This window comes from Nonomuraea sp. NPDC050790 (assembly GCF_044456745.1).
GTDB lineage: Bacteria > Actinomycetota > Actinomycetes > Streptosporangiales > Streptosporangiaceae > Nonomuraea.
This window is the reverse complement of sequence record NZ_JBITGF010000008.1, coordinates 339,752-358,384: the sequence shown is the minus strand read 5'-3', so window position 1 is coordinate 358,384 and position 18,633 is coordinate 339,752. Positions and strand designations below refer to the sequence as shown.

General features: G+C 70.7%; 14 protein-coding genes. 9 read left to right on the top strand and 5 right to left on the bottom strand.

The genetic code is table 11. The annotated features are described in order from the left end of the window. Window positions 1-527 precede the first annotated feature (527 nt). The gene (locus ACIBEJ_RS37870; protein WP_397187751.1) at window positions 528-1,196 is read left to right on the top strand and encodes an HAD family hydrolase; all 669 of its coding nucleotides are present in this window, start codon (window positions 528-530) and stop codon (window positions 1,194-1,196) included. On the opposite strand, the gene ACIBEJ_RS37865 is transcribed toward ACIBEJ_RS37870, so the two are convergent. After that, window positions 1,193-1,366, bottom strand: a complete 174-nt coding sequence (locus ACIBEJ_RS37865) for a hypothetical protein (protein ID WP_397187750.1) — start codon at window positions 1,364-1,366, stop codon at window positions 1,193-1,195. The genes ACIBEJ_RS37870 and ACIBEJ_RS37865 overlap by 4 nt on opposite strands. A 576-nt stretch (window positions 1,367-1,942) precedes the next feature. On the opposite strand from ACIBEJ_RS37865, the gene ACIBEJ_RS37860 reads away from it, so the two are divergent. The 6 genes from ACIBEJ_RS37860 (at window position 1,943) to ACIBEJ_RS37835 (ending at window position 8,734) form a co-directional block, all read left to right on the top strand. After that, window positions 1,943-2,446, top strand: a complete 504-nt coding sequence (locus ACIBEJ_RS37860) for a cellulose synthase (protein ID WP_397187749.1) — start codon at window positions 1,943-1,945, stop codon at window positions 2,444-2,446. 297 nt (window positions 2,447-2,743) lie between these two features. Next, window positions 2,744-3,742, top strand: coding sequence for an ABC transporter permease (locus ACIBEJ_RS37855; RefSeq protein WP_397187748.1), 999 nt, complete (start codon window positions 2,744-2,746; stop codon window positions 3,740-3,742). Between the two features lie 70 nt (window positions 3,743-3,812). Next, window positions 3,813-5,579 carry an ABC transporter substrate-binding protein gene (locus ACIBEJ_RS37850; protein ID WP_397187747.1) on the top strand — a complete coding sequence of 589 codons (1,767 nt, stop codon included), beginning with the start codon at window positions 3,813-3,815 and terminating at the stop codon, window positions 5,577-5,579. A gap of 94 nt (window positions 5,580-5,673) precedes the next feature. Continuing rightward, complete coding sequence (locus tag ACIBEJ_RS37845; RefSeq protein WP_397187746.1) at window positions 5,674-6,693, top strand: ABC transporter permease; 1,020 nt, start codon at window positions 5,674-5,676, stop codon at window positions 6,691-6,693. After that, window positions 6,690-7,715 (top strand): ABC transporter ATP-binding protein, encoded by a 1,026-nt coding sequence (locus ACIBEJ_RS37840; protein WP_397187745.1) that lies wholly within the window; start codon window positions 6,690-6,692, stop codon window positions 7,713-7,715. The genes ACIBEJ_RS37845 and ACIBEJ_RS37840 overlap by 4 nt, the downstream gene beginning before the upstream one ends. Continuing rightward, the gene (locus ACIBEJ_RS37835; RefSeq protein ID WP_397187744.1) at window positions 7,712-8,734 is read left to right on the top strand and encodes an ABC transporter ATP-binding protein; all 1,023 of its coding nucleotides are present in this window, start codon (window positions 7,712-7,714) and stop codon (window positions 8,732-8,734) included. Before ACIBEJ_RS37840 ends, ACIBEJ_RS37835 begins: the two co-directional genes overlap by 4 nt. Window positions 8,735-9,128: 394 nt before the next feature. On the opposite strand, the gene ACIBEJ_RS37830 is transcribed toward ACIBEJ_RS37835, so the two are convergent. From ACIBEJ_RS37830 to ACIBEJ_RS37820, 3 genes are all read right to left on the bottom strand, one after another. Then, window positions 9,129-9,812, bottom strand: a complete 684-nt coding sequence (locus ACIBEJ_RS37830) for a response regulator (RefSeq protein WP_397187743.1) — start codon at window positions 9,810-9,812, stop codon at window positions 9,129-9,131. Then, window positions 9,809-10,987: a histidine kinase gene (locus ACIBEJ_RS37825; protein WP_397187742.1), complete on the bottom strand. Its 1,179-nt coding sequence runs from the start codon at window positions 10,985-10,987 to the stop codon at window positions 9,809-9,811. Before ACIBEJ_RS37825 ends, ACIBEJ_RS37830 begins: the two co-directional genes overlap by 4 nt. A 393-nt stretch (window positions 10,988-11,380) precedes the next feature. Continuing rightward, a complete protein-coding gene (locus ACIBEJ_RS37820; protein ID WP_397187741.1) occupies window positions 11,381-12,238 on the bottom strand; it encodes a RecB family exonuclease in 858 nt (285 codons plus the stop codon). A 151-nt stretch (window positions 12,239-12,389) separates the two neighbouring features. Here ACIBEJ_RS37820 and ACIBEJ_RS37815 point away from each other — a divergent pair, with 151 nt between their 5' ends. After that, entirely contained in the window at window positions 12,390-13,478 is a 1,089-nt protein-coding gene (locus ACIBEJ_RS37815) for a site-2 protease family protein (protein WP_397187740.1), read from the top strand. Between the two features lie 195 nt (window positions 13,479-13,673). After that, on the top strand, window positions 13,674-15,152 hold the full coding sequence (locus tag ACIBEJ_RS37810) for an FHA domain-containing protein (RefSeq protein WP_397187739.1): 1,479 nt from the start codon (window positions 13,674-13,676) through the stop codon (window positions 15,150-15,152). 321 nt (window positions 15,153-15,473) lie between these two features. Here ACIBEJ_RS37810 and ACIBEJ_RS37805 read toward each other — a convergent pair whose 3' ends face one another. Further along, window positions 15,474-18,527 carry an AAA family ATPase gene (locus ACIBEJ_RS37805; RefSeq protein WP_397187738.1) on the bottom strand — a complete coding sequence of 1,018 codons (3,054 nt, stop codon included), beginning with the start codon at window positions 18,525-18,527 and terminating at the stop codon, window positions 15,474-15,476. Window positions 18,528-18,633: the final 106 nt, after the last annotated feature.

Genomic DNA, 18,633 nt, shown 5'->3' with positions numbered 1-18,633 from the left:
CTCTGGATCGCGGTCTCGGTCCTTACGGCGGGTCTCTGCGCTGTGTGCGGCGGCCCGCTCGGTCCTGTTCGGCGGGTCTGTGCGCTGCGGTGTGCGGCCGCTCGGCCCTTTCCGGCCGGGTTTCCGTTACGGCAAGCCAAGCGGGCCACCGCCCGCCGCCGTGGGCTCGCCCATCGGTGCGTGCGCCCGGCAGCCGGACACACGCACCGCCGCGACAAGGCACCCTTGACCCGCTGCGTGGTCACGGCTTACCGGGCGCCGGGTATCCGCATGGTGTTGACAGCTTGACCTGGGCTTGCGGGCCCGCATCGTGTTGCCCGGAGCCCGGAGCCCGGAGCCCGGAGCCCGGAGCCCGGAGCCCGGAGCCCGGAGCCCGGAGCTTGGTGGGCTGGGGTGGGGTGTGGGTGGGGTGTCTGGTTGGCGTGGGATTGTGTGGGTTGGGAATGTGGAGGCTCTGGGCGGTCGTTGAACTCTGCCCATGCTGGGGTGGCAGTTGACAATCGGCAATCGGACGGAACGGGGGATGGATGGAAGCGGCGTTCTTCGACATGGACGGTCTTCTGGTCGACACCGAGAAGGTGTGGCTGCTGGTGGAGACCGACGTCATGGCCAGGCTCGGCGGCGAATGGAACCACGAGCACCAGACCCACCTCGTAGGCGGCTCCATGGAACGGACCGTCGCCTACATGCTGGACGTGTCCGGATCGTCGGTGCCCCCGCAGACCCTGCGCACCTGGATGATCGACGGCATGGTGGCCCGGCTGGCAGGTGGCGTCGACGTCATGCCCGGCGCCCTGGAACTCCTGGAGGGCCTGCGAGCCGAGGGCGTACCGGTGGGCCTGGTCACCTCGTCGCTCAAGGAGATCGCCGAAGCCATCCTGGCCTACGTGGGCCGTGACCGCTTCGACGTCATCATCACCGCCGACGACGTCGAACGCACCAAGCCCGACCCAGAGCCCTACCTGACCGCCGCCGCCCTGCTGGACGTCTCGCCGGTGCGCAGCGTGGTCCTGGAGGACTCCCCGAACGGCGTGGCGGCGGGCACGGCCGCGGGCTGCGCCGTGGTGGCCGTCCCCAGCCTCCTCCCGATCGAAGAGGCCCCAGGCCGCCTCGTGGTCAGCTCGTTGGAGCAGGTATCCCCGTCCCACCTACGCGACCTGGTAACCACCCACGCCCCAGAACCCCGCCCCATCTAGCCCACCACCCGATCCACCTGATCCACCTGATCCACCTGATCCACCGGATCCACCGGATCCACCTGATCCACCTGATCCACCTGATCCACCTGATCCACCGGATCCACCTGATCCACCTGATCCACCTGATCCACCGGATCCACCGGATCCACCTGATCGACCCGATCCACCCGATCGCCCCCACGCCTCTACCGGCCCGCCCCGGGGCTCGGTAGGGGTGCCGTGGCGCGTGTCAGGGGTGCGGCGTTGCGGCGGGGAGCCCGTTGGCCCTCACTGGCGGCGCTCGACGGGCGCGCGCCCACGGCGGCGGGGCGGGGTGCGGTGGCGGAGCCGTAACGGATGGGGTGGAAGACGTCAGCCGACCCCAGGACGTGCGCCCTCACAAGCACCCCCACACCCGCACAAACACCCCACGCGCTCACGCAAGCGCCGCACGGACGCGCACGCTCACAAGCACCCTGCTGACGCACGCCGCGCAAGCACCGCGCTCGCTGAGGCGCCGCACTGACGCGCACCCGCACAAGCGCCGCGCCCACGCAAGCGTTGCGCTGACGCGGGCGCCGCGCTGCTGCGCGCCCGTCACGAGCAGCGCGCTCACGGATGCGCCCGCGCAGACGCATGCCCCCAGAAAGAGGATGGGATAGGGGCGTGGAACCTCCCCTAGGGGATGGGCCGTTCTTAGGGAGGAGGGGGCGGCGTGGTTGCGCGTGCCAGGATGGATGTAACCGAGAGCTAGGGATGTGGGCATGTTCGACACCATTTTGTGGTTGCCGGTCTGTGCCGGGGCGACCGGTCTGGGGCTGGTGCTGAGTTTCCTGGCCTGGCGGCGCAGGGGCGTGACCGCCGGGGTGCGCGGGGTGGCGTGGTCGCTGCTGCCCATCGCCGCCTACCTGACCGGTGCCCACGCGCTGATCTGGGGGATCGTGGCCTCCGCCGTCGGGTTCGTGACGGGGCTGGTCGCGGGGATCATCAACCCGTTCGTGTGGGCGGGGATCGTGCTGGCCGGGCTGTCGGCGGTGCTGTTCGTGGCCTCCGGCGTGATGCGCAAGCGCGGCGTCGGCGGGGCCAAGCCGAAGCAGCCCAAACAGGCCAAGGTCAAGAGCGGGGTCAAGACGGCGGAAACGCCTGCCGCGCAGGCTCCCACGGCGCCGCAGGCGGTCAATCCGTCGCCCGCCCCCGCCAAGGGGCGGACAAATGACGATGACTTCTCTGACATCGAGGAGATCCTGAAGCGCCGCGGTATCGGGTGATATCTGTGCAATGTCACAGTTCCGAGACCCAACCGGGACTGCGTGTAGACAAACACGTCAAGATCAATACGAATGAGTTTCACGAGAATCACAGTTGAGCCACATAGCTGTCTGAGGGACTAGTCAGCGCAGCTCAGCGCATACATTCTGCACCCTGGGGCCGTGACATACGGTCCTGAGATCACGGGGGTCCCTGACCGGGCACCCCCGAACGGACGATGTCGTCTGCAACCCAGGGGGCCGGAAGTCAATGCGCACAACTTCTGGCATTGCGGGTGCGGGCGTGGGAGGGCGCGCATGACCGCACCGCTGGATGTTCCCGACTCGGCGAAGGAAGCAGTTCCCGAAGCCGTGGTGACGGGCGTGGATCGCAGGGCGATCCAGGGACGTTCGCTGGGACAGATCGCGTGGTTGCGACTGAAGCGTGACAAGGTCGCCATGGTCGGCGCCGGCGTCATCATCTTCCTGATCCTGGTCGCGGTCTTCGCTCCGCTGATCGTGAAGTGGTTCGGGCACCCTCCGCTCGAGTTCCACCGCGAGATGATCGACCAGGAGACGCAGATCCCGAAGGACAGGTTCGGCGGGATCAGCTGGGACTTCCTGTTCGGCGTCGACCCGCAGTGGGGGCGCGACATCTTCAGCCGCGTCGTCTACGGCGCGCGCATCTCGCTGCTCATCGCCTTCCTGGCGACTCTGCTCTCGGTCGGCATCGGCACCATCCTCGGCGTCACGGCCGGCTTCTTCGGCGGCTGGGTCGACACCGTGATCAGCCGCCTCATGGACGTGTTCCTGGCCTTCCCGCTGCTGGTGTTCGCCATCGCCCTGGCCGGCGTCGTGCCCGACACCGCCTTCGGGCTCACCGGCGACTCGCTGCGCGTCTCGCTGCTGATCTTCATCATCGGCTTCTTCAACTGGCCCTACATCGGGCGTATCGTCCGGGGGCAGACGCTCTCGCTGCGCGAGCGGGAGTTCGTCGACGCCGCGAGGAGCCTGGGGGCGCGCGGGCCGTACATCATCTTCCGTGAGGTCCTGCCCAACCTCGTGGCCCCGATCCTCATCTACTCGACGCTGCTGATTCCGTCGAACATCCTGTTCGAGGCGGCGCTGAGCTTCCTCGGCGTGGGTGTGCGCCCGCCGACCCCGACCTGGGGCGGCATGCTCTCCGACGCGGCGCGCATCTACACCGTCCCGCACTACGCGATCTTCCCGGGTCTGGCGATCTTCCTCACCGTGCTGGCCTTCAACCTGTTCGGCGACGGCCTGCGCGACGCCCTCGACCCGCGCGGCAACCGATGACCCGCACGACCCACCGCATGACCGACCACCGCAATTTCCTGGCTCCTACCTACAAGGGGTGTAGTAAGAGATGATGAAAAAGCCCGCTCTGGCGAAGGCCGCGCTCGTCGCGGCGCTCGCCATGGGCCTGGCAGCCTGTGGAGGCACCAGCACCCAGACGCCTCCCAAGGCCGGCGAGTCAGGTAAGCCCGCCGCCCAGGAGTCGTACAACGCCGCGCTGACGGGGGTGTTCAACCCGTCCACGAAGAAGGGCGGCACCCTCAAGATGGCGAACTCCGGCGACTGGGACTCCCTCGACCCGGCCGACACCTACTACGGCTACTCGTGGAACTTCATCCGGCTGTACGGCCGCGCGCTGATGATGTTCCCCGGCAAGCCCGGCGCCGAGGGCGCCAAGCCGGTGCCGGACCTGGCCGCGGAGGCCGGCAAGCCGAGCGCCGACTTCAAGACCTGGACCTACACGCTGCGTGACGGTCTCAAGTACGAGGACGGCTCGCCGATCGTGGCCAAGGACGTCGCGTACGCGGTGGCCCGCGCCTTCGACAAGGTGACCTTCCCCAACGGCCCCACCTACCTCAACGACATGCTGAACTGGCCCAAGGACTACAAGGGCCCGTACAAGTCGAAGGGCGCCGACTTCAGCTCCGCCGTCGAGGCCCCGGACGACAAGACCGTCGTCTTCCACCTCAAGGAGCCGTACTCGGGCTTCGACTACATCGTCCAGATGTCGCCGACGATCCCGGTCCCCGAGGCCAAGGACACCGGCGCGAAGTACCGCGAGCACGTGGTCTCCTCCGGTCCTTACATGTTCGAGAAGAACGAGATCGGCAAGGGCTTCACGCTGGTCCGCAACCCGCACTGGAGCGAGGCCGTCGACCCGAACCGTCCGGCCCTGCCGGACAAGTACGAGGTCTCGACGAACGTCAACGCCGACGACATGGACAACCGGGTCATCTCCGGTGACCTCCACGTCGCCATCGAGGGCACCGGTGTCCAGCCGGCCGCGCTGAGCAAGGTCCTGCCGGACCCGGCTCTGAAGGCCCGCGCCGACAACATCACCATCCAGCGTCTCTGGTACACCTCGATCAACCCGACGGTGAAGCCGCTGGACAACAAGGACTGCCGGATCGCCGTGCAGTACGCGATGGACAAGACCGGCTACGTCGCCGCCTACGGCGGCCCGACCGGCGGCGAGATCGCGACCAACCTGCTGCCGCCGACGATCCCCGGTGCCCAGAAGATCGACCTCTACCCCTCTCCCGAGGGCAAGGGCGACATCAACAAGGCCAAGGAGCACCTGACCAAGTGCGGTCAGCCGAACGGCTTCGAGACCTCCGTCTCCTACCGGGCCGAGCGCCCCAAGGAGAAGGCGACCGCTGAGGCGATCAAGGACTCGCTGGCCAGGGCCGGCATCAATGTCACCATCAAGCCGTACCCGCTGAAGGACTACTTCTCCAGCTTCGCCGGCAAGCCCTCCTTCGTCGTGAAGGAGAACCTGGGCCTGGTCGTCAACGGCTGGGGCTCCGACTGGCCTGACGGCTACGGCTTCCTCCAGCAGATCACCGACAGCCGCGTCATCCGTGAGGGCGGCGGCTCCTCCAACACCTCGGTCCGCATCCCCGACGTCGACAAGATGCTCGACGCGGCCCGCATCGAGCCGGACGCCGCCAAGCGCGAGGCCATGTGGCCGGAGATCGACAAGCGGGTCATGGAGGAGTCCGTGATCATGCCGGGCATCTGGGCCAAGTCGCTGCTCGTGCGTGGCAAGGGCGTGACCAACGTGCTCATCTCCGACGGTCAGCAGATGTACGACTACGTCGCGATGGGCGTCGAGTAGGTCATCCCCCTGTAGTCAACGAGTAGTTAAGGCAGGTGAAGGCCACAGGTGGCCGCCGGGAGCGACCCTTCCGGCGGCCACCGGGCCGGGCACTGTGGTCACATACATCATCAGGCGTCTGATCGGCGCGGTGGTCATGCTCGGAATCGTCAGCATGGTCACCTTCGCGATCTTCTTCCTCGTGCCGCAACTCGCCGGCGCCACCCCCGAGGGCATGGCCAGCCGTTACGTCGGCCGCACCGCCACCGGGGAGACCGCCAAGCTCGCGGCGGAACGGCTGGGGTTCAACGACCCGCTGGTCGTCCAGTACGGGAGGTACGTCAAGGGCATCGTCGCCGGAGCCGAGTACGACTACGGCGCCGGTGTGGAGCAGTGCCCGCCGCCCTGCCTCGGCTACTCGTTCATCACGCAGCAGCCGGTGTTCCCCGACCTGATGAACCGGCTCCCGGTCACGCTCTCGCTCGCCCTGGGCGCGGCCGTGCTCTGGGTCGGTCTGGGCGTGGGCATCGGCGTGCTGTCCGCCCTGCGAAGAGGCAGCGTCTTCGACCGGACCGCGATGATCATCGCACTGGCCGGAGTCTCACTGCCGATCTTCTTCACCGCGCTCATCGCGCTCCAGGTCTTCTCCTATGGCAATCCCTTCGCCATAGCCGCCCAAGGCGGCACCTACACCACCATCCAGGACTCCCTGCCCCTGTGGGCCTACGCGCTGATCCTGCCGTGGGTGACGCTGGCCTTCCAGTTCGCCGCGGGGTACGCGCGCCTGACCCGGGCGGGCATGCTGGAGACCATGAACGAGGACTACATCCGCACCGCCAGGGCCAAGGGCCTGAAGGAACGCAGAGTGGTCGTCAAACACGGGCTACGCGGGGCGCTGACCCCCATCATCACGATCTTCGGTCTCGACTTCGGCCTGCTCATCGGCGGTGCCGTACTGACGGAGAGCGCCTTCTCCCTGAACGGGCTCGGCAAGTACGCCATCCAGGCCATCACCGACCAGGACCTGCCCAAGGTCATGGGGGTGACCCTGCTGGCCGCCCTCTTCGTGGTCACCGCCAACCTGATCGTCGACCTGCTCTACGCGGTCGTGGACCCGAGAGTGAGGCTGTCGTGACCTTCCTCGAACTGAAGGACCTTAAGGTCCACTTCCCGACCGACGACGGCCTGGTCAAGTCCGTGGACGGCCTGTCGTTCAGCCTTGAGCGCGGCAAGACGCTCGGCATCGTGGGCGAGTCCGGCTCGGGCAAGTCCGTCACCAGCCTCGGCATCCTGGGGCTGCACAAGGGCGGCAGGGCCAAGATCTCCGGCGAGATCTGGCTGGACGGCGAGGAACTCGTCTCCGCCACCGCCGAGCACGTGCGCCGGCTGCGTGGCAAGAAGATGGCGATGATCTTCCAGGATCCGCTGTCGGCCATGCACCCGTACTACACGGTCGGCGACCAGATCATCGAGGCGTACCGCATCCACCACGACGTGTCGAAGTCGGTCGCCCGCAAGCACGCCATCGACATGCTCGGCCGCGTCGGCATCCCCACGCCGGGCAAGCGCGTCGACGACTACCCGCACCACTTCTCCGGCGGCATGCGCCAGCGCGCCATGATCGCCATGGCGCTGTCGTGCGACCCGGAACTGCTCATCGCCGACGAGCCGACCACCGCGCTCGACGTGACCGTGCAGGCCCAGATCCTGGACCTCATGCGCGACCTGCAGACGGAGTTCAACTCCGCGCTGATCATCATCACCCACGACCTGGGCGTCGTCGCCGAGCTCTCCGACGACATCCTGGTCATGTACGGCGGAAAGTGCATCGAGTACGGCGCCGCGGAAGACATCTTCTACCGGCCCGAGCACCCCTACACATGGGGTCTACTGGGATCGATGCCGCGGCTGGACCGCGAGCGCACTGAACGGCTGCTGCCGATCAAGGGCTCGCCCCCTTCGCTCATCAACGTGCCCGACGGCTGCGCCTTCCACCCGCGCTGCCCCTACGCCGACCGGACCGGCGGCAAGGCAAACACCGAGGTTCCGGCCCTGCTCGAAACCGAGGGCGGGCACATGGTGCGCTGCCACCTGCCCAAGACCGAGCGGCGCGCGCTGTGGGAGAATGAGATCAAGCCAGTGCTGGAGACCCAGTGAGCGAAAACGAGCCCCTGCTGTCCGTGAACGACCTGCAGAAGCACTTCCCCGTGACCAAGGGCCTGTTCAAGCGGCAGGTCGGCGCGGTCAAGGCCGTCGACGGCATCTCCTTCGACGTCTTCAAGGGTGAGACGCTGGGCCTGGTCGGCGAGTCCGGCTGCGGCAAGTCCACCACCGGCCGTCTCGTCACCCGCCTGCTGGAGCCGACCGGCGGCCAGGTGGTCTTCGAGGGCGAGGACATCACCCACATGTCGCAGGGCCGCCTCAGGCCGCTCCGCCGCGACATGCAGATGATCTTCCAGGACCCGTACTCGTCCCTGAACCCCCGGCACACGGTCGGCGCCATCGTCGGCGCGCCGTTCCGCATCCAGGGCATCAGCACCGAGGGCGGCGTCAAGAAGGCGGTCCAGGAGATCCTGGAGCTGGTCGGCCTCAACCCCGAGCACTACAACCGCTACCCGCACGAGTTCTCCGGCGGCCAGCGTCAGCGCATCGGCATCGCCCGCACGCTCGCGCTCAAGCCCAAGCTGATCATCGCCGACGAGCCCGTCTCGGCCCTGGACGTCTCCATCCAGGCCCAGGTCGTCAACCTGCTGGAAGACCTGCAGAACGAGCTCGACCTGACGTATGTGGTCATCGCCCACGACCTGTCGGTGGTCCGCCACATCAGCGACCGGGTCGCGGTCATGTACCTGGGCAAGATCGTCGAGATCGCCGACCGCAAGCGGCTCTACAGCGCGCCGATGCACCCGTACACGAACGCGCTGCTGTCGGCGGTGCCGGTGCCGGACCCGAAGAACCGCAAGGACCGCGAGCGCATCCGGCTGACGGGCGACGTTCCGAGCCCGCTGAACCCGCCGCCCGCGTGCCGCTTCCACACGCGCTGCTGGAAGGCGCAGGAGATCTGCAAGACGGTGGAACCCCCGCTCGAGGAACTCTCCAGCGGCCACCGCGTCGCCTGCCACTTCCCCGAGAACGCCCCGGCGCCTTCCGCTGTGACGAGCGAGGCGGCCTCCTGACCGGTCGTTCCGGCGCCCACCGATAGTCGTGGTTTCGGTGGGCGCCCTTCTTTATGGCCGCTTTTCCGTTACGGCAAGCCCACCAGACGCCCCCCGCCGACGCGGGCGCGCGTCCGTGCAAGGTCGCCCGGCAGTCTGACGTGCTCCCCGCCGCAACGGCGATCCGTAGACCGGGCACCGCCGCCCAGCTCGCCACCGCTCTCCGCGCCGACCCCCGCCGCACGGGGCGCTCACCGCGCGGCGCGCCCTCGGCTGTCGCCCACCTCACCGCCCATCCAAGGCAGGACAGTTTTCCGAGCAAACCATCCTGGGCAGGGCTGACTTCGGGGCGAACCGGCCGGAGCAGGGCAGCCTTCCGGGCCCCTCCGCCCGGGGCCAGGGGCGTTTCTGGGGGTTAGGACAGGGCGCCTGGGGTGATCAGGCCGGTTTCGTAGGCCAGGACGACGGCCTGGACGCGGTCGCGGAGGCCGAGCTTGGTCAGGACGTTGCCCACGTGCGTCTTCACCGTGGTCTCGCTCACCACCAGCTTGGCCGCGATCTCCGCGTTGGACATGCCCTTGGCGATGAGCCGCAGCACCTCCAGCTCCCGCTCCGTCAGCCGGTCCAGCCGCGCCGGAGTGCTCTCCTCGTAGGCGGAGGGCAGCTTGGCCGCGAACCGGTCCAGCAGCCGCCGCGTCACGCTCGGCGCCACGATCGCGTCCCCGTCGGCTACGACCCGGATCGCCTGCACGAGCTCGTCCGGCGGCACGTCCTTCAGCAGGAACCCCGAGGCCCCGGCCCGCAACGCCTCCACGATGTACTCGTCCAGGTCGAACGTCGTCAGCACGAGCACCTTCGGCACATGCGCCCCGGACGCCGCCTCGCGCACGATCCGCCGCGTGGCCTCGATGCCGTCGACGCCCGGCATGCGGATGTCCATCAGCACCACGTCGGGCAGCAGCGCCCTGGTCTGCTCCTGCGCGTCCTTGCCGTCGCCGGCTTGTCCCACCACCGTGATGTCGGGCTCGGCCTCGAGGATCAGGCGGAAACCGGTACGCAGCAGCGGCTGGTCGTCCACCAGCAGCACTCTGATCGTCATCTTCCGTCCTTCAGCGGGAACCTGGCCCGCACCTCGAAACCGCCCCCCGGCCGAGGACCGATGCTCAGGATTCCACCATAAAGCGCCACCCGCTCGCGAATCCCCACCAAACCATGCCCTGGCCGTGCCGCCACCCCCGCGGCGCCCCGGCCGTCGTCCTCGACCCGCACGTCCAGCTCGCGCGGCTCGTGCCGTACGGTCACCACCGCCTCAGCCCCCGGCCCCGCGTGCCGCAGGCTGTTGGTCAGCCCCTCCTGGACCAGCCGGTAGGCGGCCAGCTCGATCCCCGCCGGTACGGGCGCCGCCTGCCCCTCGACCGTCAGCCGCGTCGTCAGCCCGGCCTCGCGCATCTGCTCCACCAGCGCGGGCAGCGCCGACATCCCCGGCTGCGGCCCCAGCTCGGCCGGTGAACCGGCGCGCAGCACGCCGACGATCTCCCGCATCTCCGCCATGGCCTTGCGCCCGGTGTGCTCCACGGCCGACAGCGCCTCGCTGGCCAGCTCGGGATCGGACAGCAGCACCTTGCGCGCCGCGGCGGCCTGCACCGTCATCACGCTGACGTGGTGGGCGATCACGTCGTGCAGCTCGCGCGCGATCCGCGAGCGCTCCTCGGCCCGCGCCGCCCGGGTGTCGGCCTCCCTGGCCCGCTCCAGCCGCGCCGCCCGGTCCTTCAGCTCCTCGAAGTACGCCCGCCGGAGCCGGATCGCCCGCCCCACTCCCCAGGCTCCGGCGAGCAGCACCACCACGATCAGGTGGTCCGCCCAGGTCAGCGCATCGAGCGGGCTGATCAGCGCCCCCACGGCATACACCAGCACCGCGAACATCAGCGCCGCCAGCGCCACCGCCAGCCCACGCCTGGCCGCCACCGAGTACAGCAGCACCAGCCCCGCGACACTGGCCAGGCCGATGCTGTAGCCGAGCGCGTTGAGCAGGGTGTCGGGGACCGCGCTGGCCACCAGCGCCCCGACCGGCCACTGCCGGCGAACCGCCAGCGGCACCGCCGTCAGCACCACCAGGGCCCCGCCCACCAGATCGGGCGACCGTACCGCGCCGTAGGGCTGGCCGGGCTGGGTCAGCAGGTCGGCGGCATCGTAGAAGAGGAACAACGCGAGCGAGCCCGCGGCCAGCACCACGGCAAGGACCGTGTCGCGAAACAGGGCTCGATCGTTGCGCACGGATTCACTGTAGGCCCAGCTCAAGCCGTGACTCCTCCTACTCTGGGAGGAATCCCCCCTCCTCACCACCGCAGAAACCCATCAGCGCTCTGGCCACACACGCGACCTGCCTTGGCCAGAGCCCGCCTCACCGGCCCGGTGTCGCTGGCAAAGGGCCTTGGCGCCCGCCCTCACCGGGCCGAAGCGGTGGGCGCCCCCAGGCGGTGGCACCCTGCTGATCCCAAGCGGTGGCACTCTGCCCGTGCGGTCGGCCTGGAGTGGTTGCCCAGCGTGCGGTGTCCGAGGCGGTTAGGGGTTGACGGTAGGGCGGCCGAAGGAGCGGGCCGAGCGGCCGGGGAGGTGGGTAGGGCGGGGGTTGATGGCTGGGGTCCGGGGGGAGCAGGGAGGAAAGGGCTAGAGCTCGTCGGTGGCGGAGCGGCGGGTGCGGACGGCGTCGCCGGGTTTGCGGTCCGGCACCGGCGGGGGTGTGCCGCCGAACTCCGGGCACAGCGCCTGATGGTCGCACCAGTCACACAACCGCGACCGCCGAGCCCGCCACTCCCCGGTCTCCAGCGCCCGCCGGATCGCCGTCCACAACGCCTCCACCTTGCGTTCGGTGGCGCGCAGGTCGGCCTCGTCGGGTGCGTACCTGAGGACCTCGCCGCTCCCGCCCAGATACACGAGCTGCAGCAACCGCGGCACCGACCCGCGCAGCCGCCACAGCACCAGCGCGTAGAACTTCATCTGGAACAGCGCCTTGGCCTCGAAGTCCGGCCCCGGCGCGCTGCCGGTCTTGTAGTCGACCACCCGCACCTCGCCCGTGGGCGCCACGTCGAGGCGGTCGACGTAGCCGCGCAGCAGGAGGCCGCTGTCGAGCACCGCCTCCACGTACAGCTCGCGTTCGGCGGGCTCCAGGCGGGTGGGGTCCTCCAGGGTGAAGTAGCGCTCCAGCATCGCCCGCGCCTGGTCGAGCCACTCCCGCTGCTCGGCGTCGTCGGCGAACATCTCGGCGAACGCCGGCTCCTCGCCCAGCAGGCGCTCCCACTGCGGCCCCAGCAGCTCCAGCGCCGCCGCCACCGACCGGCGCGGCGCGGGCAGGTCATACAGGCGCTCCAGCACGGCGTGGACCACCGTGCCGCGCACGGCCGCCTGCGACGGCTTCTCCGGCAACTGGTCGATCACGCGGAAGCGGTAGAGAAGCGGACAGGTCATGAAGTCGCCCGCCCGGGAGGGTGAGAGGGCTCCGATGATCTCGGGCTCGGTCAACGTCATGCAGGCACTGTAGGTCAAGACCCCGACAGAATGGGGGCCGCGGAGCCGGGATCACGCGATCGGCCGCGTAGCATCAAGGCAGCAACAGCACGATCTCAGAGGGAGTCCAGTGAGCGACCAGCGGCCGCGGCAGGAATTCTCCGGTCTTCGGATGGGAAGCCCGTTCGGCATCCCCGTTTACGTGTCGTGGACCTGGCTCATCATCGCGGGCTTCATCACCATCAGCTTCCAGGACGTCTTCCGCCTGCCCGGCATGGGGGACTTCGAGGCATACGGGGTGGCCTTCGCCTTCGCCGTACTCCTCTATCTGTCGGTGCTTCTGCACGAGCTCGCCCACAGCGTCCTCGCCAAGTGGTACGGCCTGCCCGTCCGGCGCATCACGCTCTACCTCCTCGGCGGCGTGTCCGAGATCGAGAAGGAGCCGCCGACGCCCGGCAAGGAGTTCATGATCGCCGCGGCGGGGCCGATCCTGTCGCTGGGACTGGCGGCGGTGGGCCTGCTGGCCGACGCGTTCGTGATCGACGGGGCCGGCATCCCCGAGATCCTGATCAGGCAGCTCTGGTGGTCGAATCTGATCGTCGGCGTGTTCAACCTGCTGCCGGGCCTGCCGCTCGACGGCGGGCGCATGCTGCGGGCCGGCGTGTGGAAGATCACCTCCAACCCGGGCCGCGGCACCGCCGCCGCGGGCTGGACCGGCAGGGGCCTGGCCGTCGTGCTGATCCTCGTCCCGGTGGTGCTGTCGCTGCTCAGCGACCGTCCGATCGACACGTTGCAACTGGTGTGGTCGGTGGTGCTGGCCTCGTTCATCTGGATGGGGGCCAGCCAGGCGCTGAACGTCGCCCGCATCCGCGCCCGCATCCCGCAGGTCAACGCCCGCCAGCTCGCCCGCAGGGCCATCCCGGTGACCGCCTCGACGCCGCTGTCGGAGGCGCTGCGCCAGGCCGCCGAGCAGCACGCGGGCGCCGTCGTCGTGGTCGACCACGAAGGCCGGCCGGTGGCGATCGTCAACGAGGCCGCCGTCCAGGCCACGCCCGAACACCGCCGCCCCTGGGTCGAGGTGGGCGCGCTGGCCAAGTCGCTCGAACCCGCGATGGTCCTGGCCGCCGACCTGTCCGGCGAGCCGCTGATCGACGCCATGCGCGAGTCGCCCGCGGCCGAGTACCTGCTGGTCGAGCGGGGCGGCGAGATCTACGGCGTGCTCGCCACCGCGGACGTCAACAAGGTCTTCTCGGGGGTCTGACTGTTTTCCCCCCGCAGGTCTGGCCGATAGGGTGCCCTTTGGTCAGACTTGCACCAGTGCGGGGTTTGCCACGGTCCAGGGGTTTCACCGAATCGAGACCTTGTCTCCGCGGCCGACTGGGTATGCGTAAGGCTGGCGGCCAGCACCAAGGTGCCGGTGCCGCACAACCGCCGGCTTCCGGGGAGGAGAGGTTCAGTGACGGACCAGGGCTTCGGAGTGGTGCGTCCGCTTCCTGGCAACGGGCTGGTCGCCTACGTGGGCGGCCTGCTGCTGGTATGCGACGCTTCTGAGGCGACCGGCACCGAGCTGATCGAGGCCTTGCGGGAGACCGCCGCCACCGGTGGCGACGGCAGGGCGCTGGCCCGTCGCGCCGCCCAGGCGCTGGCCCGCGCGATGACCGGCGACCCGGCCACCTGCGCCGTGGCCGGGCCGGTGGGCGGCGGCGTGGCCGTACTCGTCAGCGGGGCGGCCACCGCCACGGTCACCACCGCGGACGGCGAGACCCGTCTGGCCGGCAGCGACTCCCTCACGTGGGCCGACCGGCTCATCACCGGACACGTGCACCGCGTCGAGCTCAGCCTGCCCGGGGCGGGACAGCCGCACCCGGCGGTGCAGTTCGACGGCGGCGTGGTCGGCGGCGCCGGCCTGGTCGCGGACATGGTCGACGCGCCCGCCCAGCCCGTGCAGCCCGCCAAACCCGCCGAGTCCGTGGGACGGCGTTCGGCCTCGCGGCCGCTGACCGAGGAGCTTCCGCACACCGCCATCCACATGGAGCCCGACCTCCTGCCGCAGCCCAAGCCGGAGCCGGAACCGGTGCAGATGCCGTACCCGATGCCGAGTCCCGAGCAGGTGCGCGAGGAGCGTCCCTCGTCCGGCCCGCAGCAGCCGCCCCAGCCGTTCGACCAGCCCGCGCCTTTCGACCAGCCCGCGCCGTTCGAGCAGCAGTCGACCTTCGATCAGCCCCCGCCGTTGGAGCAGCCGCCCTTCGAGCAGCCTCCGTTCGAGCAGCCGCCTTTCGAGCAGCCGCCTTTCGAGCAGCAGGGCGCGCCGTCCGGGCAGCAGCCCGCGCAGGACCCGTGGGGTCCGCCGCCGCTGCCGCAGCAGGGTCCGCCCCAGCCGCCGTCCGGCCCCATGGGCGCGGTGCCCCGGGCGGACGAGGTGCCCCCCGGCAACGGCGCCGCGCCCTCGGACGGCGACCAGCGTCCCATGGTCTACGGCGTGGACTGCAAGAACGACCACTTCAACGACCCCCGCGTCCCCTACTGCGCGGTCTGCGGCATCGCGCTGGTGCAGCGCACGCTCGTCCCCTACAAGGGCCCGCGGCCCTCGCTCGGCGTCCTCATCCTGGACGACGGCATGGCGCTGCCGCTGGAGGCCGACTACCTGCTGGGCCGCGACCCCGAGCGCGCCCCCGAGGTGGCCGGCGGCACCGCCCGCCCCGCCAAGGTCACCAGCCCCGACGGCTCCGTCTCCCGCCGCCACCTGCGCGTCGCCCTGGACGGCTGGGACGTCAACCTCGTCGACCTCGGCTCCGTCAACGGCACCCAGATCCAGCCGCCCGGCGACCCCAACTTCTACGACATCCCGCCGAACGAGCCCGTCACCATCACCCCCGGCACCACCGTCCGCGTCGGCGTCTCCCGCACCATGCGCTTCGAGGCCCACCGCGGCTGACGCCGGGCATCGTCGTGGTCGCTCCTGGAACCGCCGCGCATCGTTGCGGTTGCTCTTAGAACCGCCGCGCACTGTTGTGGTTGCTCTTGGAACCGTTGTGGTTGCTCTTAGAACCAAGAGCCTCGGGGTTACGGCAGGCCGCGCCCACCCCCACCCGCCGCCGGTGGCGGGCGGCCCTCCAGGGCAACGGTCGTCGGCCGCACGCCACCCTGCCGCGACGTGCGCACTGCCGGCCACCTGACCGCGCCCTCGCTGACCGAGCCCTCGGATGCGCAGGGGCAGTCTGCGTCCTGGTCGGGCGGGTTCACCGGGGTGTGGGTGTCAGTGGCGGGTCAGGGCCTTGGCGAGTTCGGCCGGGGTGTTGACGCCCAGTTTCCAGTAGGCCTGGTTGCGGTGGTTCATGGCAGTACGGATGGCTATGCCCAGGCGTTCGGCGATCTCGCGGTGGCTCAGGCCCGCGGCGGTCAGTTTGGCGACCTGGAGTTCGCGGCTGGTGAGGTTGGGGGCGGCCAGGCCGCGCAGGGCGGGGGTGTCCACGCCCTGGCAGGCTCCGGCCAGCGACCAGGCCTCGGTGGCGGCCGCCCTTGCCGCCTTCTCGCCCCTGGTGCGGCGGAGCAGGGACGCGGCCTGAGCCGCCGCCTCCGCCGCGTGCAGGCGCAGGCCCAGGGTGTCGAAGCCGCCGGCCACGTCCAGGAGTCCGCCCGGGTCCTCGGCGGCCAGGGCGCGGGCCTGGCGGGCGGCCAGCCGTACCCTGGAGCCGTCGACCACCGCGGTGAGCTCCTCCAGGCGGGGGAGGGCGGAGTGGGGTGCGCCCAGGCGCACCGCGTCGTGCAGCGCGACCGACTCGAACGCCGACAGGCCCGCCTCGCGGCACTCCGCGGCGACCGAGAGGGCGAGGTCGGCGGCGTGTTCCGGGTCGCCGGCCGCGGCGGCTATCCACACGCGGGTCAGCGCCACCCAGCGGGTGAACGCGGTCCACGTGGCGCGGTTGCGGTCCAGGGCGGCGTCCAGGGTGGCGCGGGCGGCCGGGGCGTCCCCTCGAAGCGCCTGAACCGCCGCATAAGCCCCCATACAGCCCCCCACGGTCACGGCGGTCTCGTGGTTGGCCGGGGAGTGCAGGATGAGGAGTGCGGCGCCCAGCTCGCCTCTCAGGGTCGCGGCGTGGCCACGTGACAGCGCCAGGCTGCCCTCGCCGCGCGACCAGCCGCGCCGGCCGGCCAGTTCGGCGCGCATGGAGGCGATGGCGGCGTCCATGAGAGGGAGGTCACCGGCGAAGTAGCCGCACATGGCCCAGGTGGAGTGCAGGGGTGAGACGAGCGCGGGGATGCCGTCGCGCCAGGCCGGGGCGTCCTCCAGCGCCTCGCGGACCAGGTCGGTGGCCTCCCTGGTGCGGCCGGAGTAGCAGAGGGCGAGGGCCCGCGAGTTCAGCACCTGGGCCCGCAACACCGGCCCCAGCCGTGCCCCACGTTCCGGCGCGGCGATCCCACCGGGCCGCTCGGCCAAGGCCACTGCTTCGCCACGGGCCGCCCCCTCGGAAAGGGCTGTCGCTTCGTGGAAAGCCGCCGTTTCGGGAAGTGCCGCCTCTGGGAGCGCCGCTTCGGGGAGGGCTGCTTCCTCCGGGAGGGTTGCTGCCTCGTCGAGGGGGGTCTCTTCCTGGAACGGCATGCCGGTCACCACGGCCTTGAGCGGCACGGGCTCGATCGGCCCGGACGTCGGGCGTGGAGCGGTGGTCGGGGTGCCGGGAGGGAGAGGATGCCAGGTCGTCTCCGAGGGCGGCGCAGATGTGGCGGGGGACAGGAGGGTGTCGCTGAGGTGGAGGGCGTCGGCCGGGCGGGCGGCCGAGGCGGTCAGGGACAGGCGGCGGGTGGCCAGTTGCAGGCGCAGGGCCGGGTCGCGCAGCGACTTCTCGGTGGTGGCCAGGAGGTCGAGCGCGTCGCCCAGCCGGTCCATGCCCCAGGCCAGGTTGCTGGCCACGGCCTGGACGAGGCGGGCGCGGCCCGGTTCGTCGCGGGGCGGGGGAACGGCGTCCAGGACCGCACGGGCGCGGTCGGGCTGCTGGGCGTAGTCGAGGACGGTGGCGAGCTGGATGGCCGCCGCCGCGTCGATCCCGGTGCCCGCCGGCTCCATCCGGCCGCCCGTGGCGTCCACGCCGGTGCCCGCCATGGCGTCCGTGTTCGCGGCGCTCATGCTCGCCGCGTCCACGCCCGTGGCCGGCGCCGTGTCCGTGCTGGCCTCCACCGCCGCCTCGCCCAGCCGGATCGCGGTCGGGTAGTCGTGGGCCGCCCACGCCAGGCGGCAGGCGGCCAGCAGCGGCTCGGGGGCGGCGCCCAAGCCGGCGGTCAGGCGCCAGACCGTGACGCGGACGAGGTCCTCGACGCGGCGCAGGCCGGTGGGCTCGACGGCGGCGACGAGGTCGGCGTGCCTGCGGCGGCGGCGCAGTTCCGGGCAGTGCTCGCGGGCCACCTCGCCGTAGAGGGGGTGGCCGAGGCGGGCGATCTCGCGGCGCCGGTCCACGGTGACCTTGATGAGGCCGCGTTCCTCGGCCTCCAGGACGGCCTCCTCCGAACACAGCGCGGACAGGGTCCTGGCGCCTACCGGTTCGGCGAAGGCCGTGTACTCCAGGACCGCTTTCAACGCCGGTGACAGCGCGCCGATGCGCTCGTGGATGAGGTCGGCCAGGCGCGGGGCCAGCGGCGGGTCGCCGGTCAGCTTCCACACCCCCTGGATGGGGTGGAGCGCTCCAGAGGCGCGCGCCGCCGTCACGACCTCCTGGAGGAACAGCGCGTTGCCCTCGGTGACCTCGCCGAGCCGCCGGGCGGTGGCGTCGTCGGGCGGCCCGCCGAGCGCCGCGGCGAGCACGGCCACGAGGTCGGCCTCGCTGAAGGGGTCCACGTCCAGGCGGCGCACGTGGCCGTCGCGCCACAGCGCCGTCATCGAGTCGGGCGCGGGCTCGCCGGTGCGGAGCGTGGCCACGAGGCGGGCCTGCCGGCCCCGTACCAGAGAGGCGACGACCTCGGCCGAGTGGCTGTCGAGCAGGTGGGCGTCGTCCACGGCGAGGACGAGGGTGCGGCCGCGGGCCTGTTTGAGGAGTTCCTCGCCGGCCCAGCGCAGGGTGTTGACCAGGTGGGGCGGGTGGTCGCGGGGGATGAGGTCGGCCAGCGCGCCGTTGGGGATGCCGCTGGCCGCCTTGGTCGCGGTGACCGGCAGGAGGGCGACCCTGCCGGGGCGGAAGGACTCCAGGACCTTCCCCGCGAGCCTGCTCTTGCCCACCCCGGCGGGACCGGCGACGAGCACGCCCTGCGCGGTCGGGTCGCGCGCGAGGCGGACCAGGTGCTCCAGTTCCTGCCTGCGCCCGGCGAACGGCCAGGTCTTCATACTGGGAGATTACGCCCTTGATGCAATTTATGTGATCGAATATCTTCCGTTCTGTGGCGCGGTGGGGGGCGAAATTCGACGTCGATTGCCCGGGTTGCGGACGGCA

Coding starts and splice junctions, on each gene's coding strand:
- ACIBEJ_RS37870 (WP_397187751.1), top strand. CDS start 528: ATGGAAGCGGCGTTCTTCGACATGGACGGTCTTCTGGTCGACACCGAG.
- ACIBEJ_RS37860 (WP_397187749.1), top strand. CDS start 1,943: ATGTTCGACACCATTTTGTGGTTGCCGGTCTGTGCCGGGGCGACCGGT.
- ACIBEJ_RS37855 (WP_397187748.1), top strand. CDS start 2,744: ATGACCGCACCGCTGGATGTTCCCGACTCGGCGAAGGAAGCAGTTCCC.
- ACIBEJ_RS37850 (WP_397187747.1), top strand. CDS start 3,813: ATGATGAAAAAGCCCGCTCTGGCGAAGGCCGCGCTCGTCGCGGCGCTC.
- ACIBEJ_RS37830 (WP_397187743.1), bottom strand. CDS start 9,812: ATGACGATCAGAGTGCTGCTGGTGGACGACCAGCCGCTGCTGCGTACC.
- ACIBEJ_RS37820 (WP_397187741.1), bottom strand. CDS start 12,238: ATGACGTTGACCGAGCCCGAGATCATCGGAGCCCTCTCACCCTCCCGG.
- ACIBEJ_RS37815 (WP_397187740.1), top strand. CDS start 12,390: ATGGGAAGCCCGTTCGGCATCCCCGTTTACGTGTCGTGGACCTGGCTC.
- ACIBEJ_RS37805 (WP_397187738.1), bottom strand. CDS start 18,527: ATGAAGACCTGGCCGTTCGCCGGGCGCAGGCAGGAACTGGAGCACCTG.